Raw genomic sequence first — 5072 nt, 5'->3', positions numbered from 1 at the left:
TCGTAGGTTCGAATCCTATCGCTCCGACCATCAACCCCACTGACTTGCCGAGAGGCTCAGACATGGAAGCGCGGATCTTCAGGCCGTCCAAGAGCGCGATGCAGGCCGGGCGCGGCGGAACGCGCGGCTGGGTGCTCGAACTGGTCAATCCCGATGCCAAACGCCGCCCCGATCCCCTGATGGGCTGGACCAGCATCGACGACACGTCCGGCCAGGTCCGCCTGCATTTCGACACGCGCGAGCAGGCCATCGCCTATGCCGAGCGCGAAGGCCTGAATTTCACGGTGGAAGAGGCCCGCGACCGCACGCGCCTGGTCAAATCCTATGCCGAGAACTTCTCCGCCGACCGCAAACAGCCATGGACACACTGACATGGACACACTGACCCGGCCCGCGCTACTTGCCGGGTCCATGGCCCCGTAGCTCAGCTGGATAGAGCGCTCGCCTTCTAAGCGAATGGTCGCAGGTTCGAGTCCTGCCGGGGTCACCAGCCATAAGGCGCCTTCCGGCCAACATTCAGCTCATTCGACCGAATTTTTCAGGTATAATTCCAGGGCGTGGCCAAGGCTCATACCAATTTGAGCTATGTCATCTGGGTGACAAATCACGAGCCCGCCTTGGTTGGCTGGCACGCCTCTGATATTTCCAGCACAAACACGGTCTTCAGTACCGTCAACCGCACCACTAATTAAAGTTTTTGGTACATACTTATTGCCGCAAAGTTCACCGGACAGGCTGCCTGACATGTACTCGGCGGCCAGCGAATCGATCATCCGATGCGTTTTGCTCTCCGAATAAGATTTCCCCAGCACATTCAGGGAGCCGCTTCTTGCTTCTGCCCAACTAAGGCTGAGGTACTTTACGCCAAAAACTACGGGCGTTTGAACCTCCGCACATTGCCGTCCAGGTGTGTTCTCTCTTTTTAGTTCATCTAGCGTGAACGTCGGAAGCTCTGGAAAGGCATTACAAAAGTTGCTGTTCATCTCAAAGATGGCTTCATCTCGGTAGTCACCCGGTGTATTTTTTAGTTCAATTAGTTTATCCCGACTGCCAGTCCCAACTCTCACCAGCGGCGATGCGCGTCCAACAGATGCGTCTACCCCAAAAACTGAGCCTGGTGCCGACGCAACCGATGTTTCTTTGTATACTCCACAGAGGAAATGAGGTGGACGCCTTTGGGACGAGCCTTCCTCACTTTTGTCATAAAACAAATGCGCGACCGTACTAACAAAGCATCGCTCTTTGCCTGTTTGGTCTTTCACTTTAGTAACAGCGCCAGAGCCCCAAATTCCACCCGGGCACATTAAAACTACAGAGGATGCACATGCTTGCACAAGAGAATCATAAAGTCCTTTGTGAGCCCTATACTTACCGGTGTCAGAGTAAACTTCATTACGGGTATCACTATCCAAGAGCTCATTGCACGTTGATATCTCCCCGAATTCATCAACTTTAAATAGCGCACTCATGGTTGAGTCCGCTAGGGGAGCCGGGTCTTTTGACTCCGACCAAAATTTTTCTGCGTGGGGGCTGGTATAGTCCCCGGGATATGGCCCGGCCCGGCTGCGGGCCTGAGGATCAGCCTGCCCGGCGCTGCCCGGCAGCAGTAGGGTAAGCGCGGCACATGCTGCGATTCTGCCTTTCCACTCGGTGGCGCCCACATCCCCCTCCGTTGCAAAGCGCCCGTAAATTTTGCGCTTTATGGAATAGCATAGCATCTAGAAAAATTCTGCGCGATCGCCCTTAAGGCCAGCCCGTAGCTCGCCTGGATGGCGCTCAGCTTATGAGCGAGTGGTCGCAGGTTTGAGTTCTGCCGGGATCACCAGCGCGGCACTCTGAGGGGACGCAGACGCCCATAAAATCACCTCTTCGTTGTATCCTTGGAACGACGCGCCCAAATATGCTGTACTACACCAATAGTATGATTATGCGCGCGATCTGGAGGCCCACATGACGACCATCCGCAAGACAATCACCCTAACCGATGCCCAGGATGACTGGATCAAAGCCCAGATCGATAGCGGGTCTTACACCAATGACAGCGAGGTTCTGCGCGACCTGATCCGCAAGGCCCAGCAGGAAGATGCTGACATCAAAGCCATTCGCGCAGCCCTCATCGAAGGTGAAAGAAGCGGCATGAGCCAGCGCAGCCCCGAAGACATTCGCGCGGCCTTAAAGAAGTGAAAGGCGCTCGATGCCTGAGCGCCGCTATCGCTTAACCCGCGCGGCGGATGCTGATCTTGAGCGGCTCTACAAAAGCGCGCCACACCGCCTATCCAACATTCTGCGGCGAAAATAGCGCGTCAAATCAACCGCTTACCCAATAACGCCCGCACTTTATCCAACCCCTCCAGAGCTGTGGCATACTTCTCCTCATGCCGAGCCCACCTGCCCTGTCTCCGTTGATTGCCGCGCTGATCACCAATCTGATCGCCAGCGCGCGTGAGACGCTTGCGGAGTTCGCGCCCGGTGCGATGCCGGTGGCTATGCGCAAACGCTTCGTCCGCTGGATGATCGAGCCGGCCGAGGCGATGCTCCGCCGCTGGATCTGGATGCTGGCGGCAGACTTGCCCGCCCCGGCCCTTGCGCCCGCGCCTGCCCCGTCCGCCGCCCGGTCTGCACCGTCAGGCAGGCCCACTACGCGCAAAGCCGCAACCGCCCGCCCCGCCCGTTTCCGCCTGATGGAGCCGGTGCCCCAGCGCCGCCCCCAGACGCCGCCGAGCCACCAGCCCAAAGCAAAATCTGCCGCGCCCCGCGCCTCTGACCCCCACGCCGCGGAGCAGCGCCTCCACCGCCGCCTCGACGCCCTGATCCGCGCGCATGCCGACCCCGCCGCCGAAGCGCGCCGCCTGGCCGCGCTCGCCGCGCGCCGGGCAAAGCTCACGTTGAATCTCGACTTTGCTGCGGTGCCGGGCGCGAAATCGCCCGTCATGGCCGGCCATGTGCGCGAGGAGATCAAAGCGCTGAACGCCGCCGCGGGCTCGGCCTATGCCCGCCTGCGCAGGCCGCCAACGCCCCCGGCCGACACGTCCTGACGGGTCAGTTAACGGACGCAAACCCTGCCGTGCCGGCCTCGGTCAGCCAGCGCTCCCAGAACGCCTTCACTTCCACCAGAGGCAGCGGATATTCCGGCCGCGGCACAATGCGCGCAGCCACCTCGACCCCGTCGAGGCGGGGGCGCAGCGCGTTGAGAGGTGAGGCTTCAAAGGGCTCATAGTCCGTACCCGTCCGGTACATCGAGAAATCCCTGGAATGCTGCATCAGGTCCGAGACGAGGATCATCCGGCGCGCCGGTGTGCCCGCCTGGAAATCCGGCCGCGCCGACAGGGTGAACACCGCCTCCAGCAGCGGCGAGCTTGGCGCCACCGTATCCAGAAGGATCGTGTCCGCCCCCGCCATCGCCGGCGCCTGAAAGCGCGTGCGCCAGGCCTGCTCGATCATGCGCGGATTCTGGAAGATCGGATTGGCGCCGTCGGCGCTGCCCGGTGAGCAGACGCTGATGATTGTCTTCGGATCATGCGCCAGCGCCGAATTCGGCACCGCCAGCGTCAGCCGCCCATATTTCGGCAGCGCCCGCGCCTCATCCGAGACGAGCGCGCGCACCCAGTCATGATCGGTCTCGATGAACGGGTCCGACTGGTCGACCAGGATGATCGTATGCGCCGGGTCCTGCCGGTCGAGCCGGCAGCCGGAAACATTGTCCGTCGCCGGCGGCTGGTTCATTGCAGCGGCGGCGAACAGTCCGAATACGGAGGTCATCATCAACGCGATGGCGCCGCGCCAGAACCATGGCCCTCTTTCCCTGCGTCTCGGCATGGCGGTCTCCTATCCGGCCTTCTTGGCGTCTGCCGCCGGCATGTTGCGCGCATCGCGCACCCGCGCGATTTCCTCGACGATCTTCTTCTCCACCGATGACAGGCCCTGCTGCACATGCTGGATATGCGTCTCCAGCCATTCGCGCGACAGGTTCATCGCCATGATGTTCTGCTCGATCACCTTGATGGCCGCATTGGCCTGCGCACGTTCCTTGGAAAGATCAAAAGCCGGCAATTGCGGCGTCAGGATTTCGTCGAAATAGACCGGGCAGGAGGCCTGGTCGCCCAGCGCCTCGCGCGCCGCATTTCGTGCGCGCCGGTGCGCCTGGCGATAGGCCACTTTCAGCCCGCGCTCCTGGTCCGCCGCCTTGGCCGCGACTGAGACGGCAATGTCGCGCCGTGCCTCGATCTCGTTCATCGCCTTCTCGATTTCGCGCTTGGCCTGGGCATGGCGTGACAGCTGCGTCTCGAACCAGAGGCGGCTGGCGGAGAAATAGTCCGACAGGTCGCTGCGCAGATCCTCGCGCAGCTGCTGGCGTTTCTCCCAGGCCTTGCGCTCCTTGCGCCAGACCCGGCCATAGCCCGGATATTTATCCGAAATCCGCTCATAGCCTTCATACACCGCGATCGCAAAGATCGTCAGTCCCAGGAGCAGAAGCGCCAGCGCCACAAAGCTGTCAAAGCCGACAATGTTCGGGAACATGCCGGCAATCACCGCGCCCGGCGCAATGTCGAACATGGAGAATTCTGCAAGTTGCCCGGCGGCATCTGCCGCGATGAGGCCATGCTCCACCGCGTCGCGAAAGTGCGCGACAAAGAAGTTCAGGAAGATGCCGCAGAGGATGCAGATGCCCGCCACCACGCCGCCCATGATCTTCGCCGGCAGCGCCGGATGGTTCAGATAGCGCAGGCCCAGGAAGCCGGCGGTGACCCCGAACAGGACGTTCACGGCGGAGACGCCAAAGGCAATCATCAGTCCACCAAGCAAACCGGATGCTTGCGCATCCTTGAACAGAAGCGCATTGAATGCGCCTTCAACCAGCATGATGAAGAGCAGAATGGCCACCGCCTGCTCGACATTCTTCTTGATATCCGGCGTGCGCTGGCCGATGCCCTCGCCGTGGCGTTCGCGGAAACTCTGGAGCTCGATGATCGCCGCTGAATGGCTGTCGCGCGCATCCTGGGTGTCGTCCACTTCATAGTGGCGGTATTCATGCTCCTCGGCCTTGATCGCTTCGCGCATCTGGTCGGGATGGA

Annotated in this window: 6 protein-coding genes and 1 tRNA gene; 4 read left to right on the top strand and 3 right to left on the bottom strand. The window is 61.0% G+C overall.

Going from position 1 to position 5072, the window contains the following annotated elements:
• Positions 1-62 precede the first annotated feature (62 nt).
• Both ACK4SV_RS15815 and ACK4SV_RS15810 read left to right on the top strand, forming a co-directional pair.
• The gene (locus tag ACK4SV_RS15815; protein ID WP_409918808.1) at positions 63-371 is read left to right on the top strand and encodes an ETC complex I subunit; all 309 of its coding nucleotides are present in this window, start codon (positions 63-65) and stop codon (positions 369-371) included.
• 42 nt (positions 372-413) lie between these two features.
• Positions 414-490: transfer RNA gene (locus ACK4SV_RS15810), tRNA-Arg, on the top strand.
• Positions 491-521: 31 nt separating this feature from the next.
• On the opposite strand, the gene ACK4SV_RS15805 is transcribed toward ACK4SV_RS15810, so the two are convergent.
• Complete coding sequence (locus ACK4SV_RS15805) at positions 522-1469, bottom strand: hypothetical protein (RefSeq protein WP_409918807.1); 948 nt, start codon at positions 1467-1469, stop codon at positions 522-524.
• A 481-nt stretch (positions 1470-1950) separates the two neighbouring features.
• Between ACK4SV_RS15805 and ACK4SV_RS15800 the strand changes: the two genes are divergently transcribed.
• Both ACK4SV_RS15800 and ACK4SV_RS15795 read left to right on the top strand, forming a co-directional pair.
• Positions 1951-2184, top strand: coding sequence for a type II toxin-antitoxin system ParD family antitoxin (locus tag ACK4SV_RS15800; RefSeq protein WP_409918806.1), 234 nt, complete (start codon positions 1951-1953; stop codon positions 2182-2184).
• A 191-nt stretch (positions 2185-2375) separates the two neighbouring features.
• Entirely contained in the window at positions 2376-3035 is a 660-nt protein-coding gene (locus tag ACK4SV_RS15795; protein ID WP_409918805.1) for a hypothetical protein, read from the top strand.
• A 4-nt stretch (positions 3036-3039) separates the two neighbouring features.
• On the opposite strand, the gene ACK4SV_RS15790 is transcribed toward ACK4SV_RS15795, so the two are convergent.
• A complete protein-coding gene (locus ACK4SV_RS15790; RefSeq protein WP_409918804.1) occupies positions 3040-3816 on the bottom strand; it encodes a hypothetical protein in 777 nt (258 codons plus the stop codon).
• Between the two features lie 9 nt (positions 3817-3825).
• Positions 3826-5072 (bottom strand): hypothetical protein (locus ACK4SV_RS15785; protein WP_409918803.1); only part of this gene is annotated, 1247 nt, incomplete at its 5' end.

The sequence above is a fragment of the Hyphomonas sp. genome, from assembly GCF_046313735.1.
Taxonomy (GTDB): domain Bacteria; phylum Pseudomonadota; class Alphaproteobacteria; order Caulobacterales; family Hyphomonadaceae; genus Hyphomonas.
The sequence above is the reverse complement of the archived record's forward strand: the minus strand, read 5'-3'. Positions and strand labels throughout refer to the sequence as shown.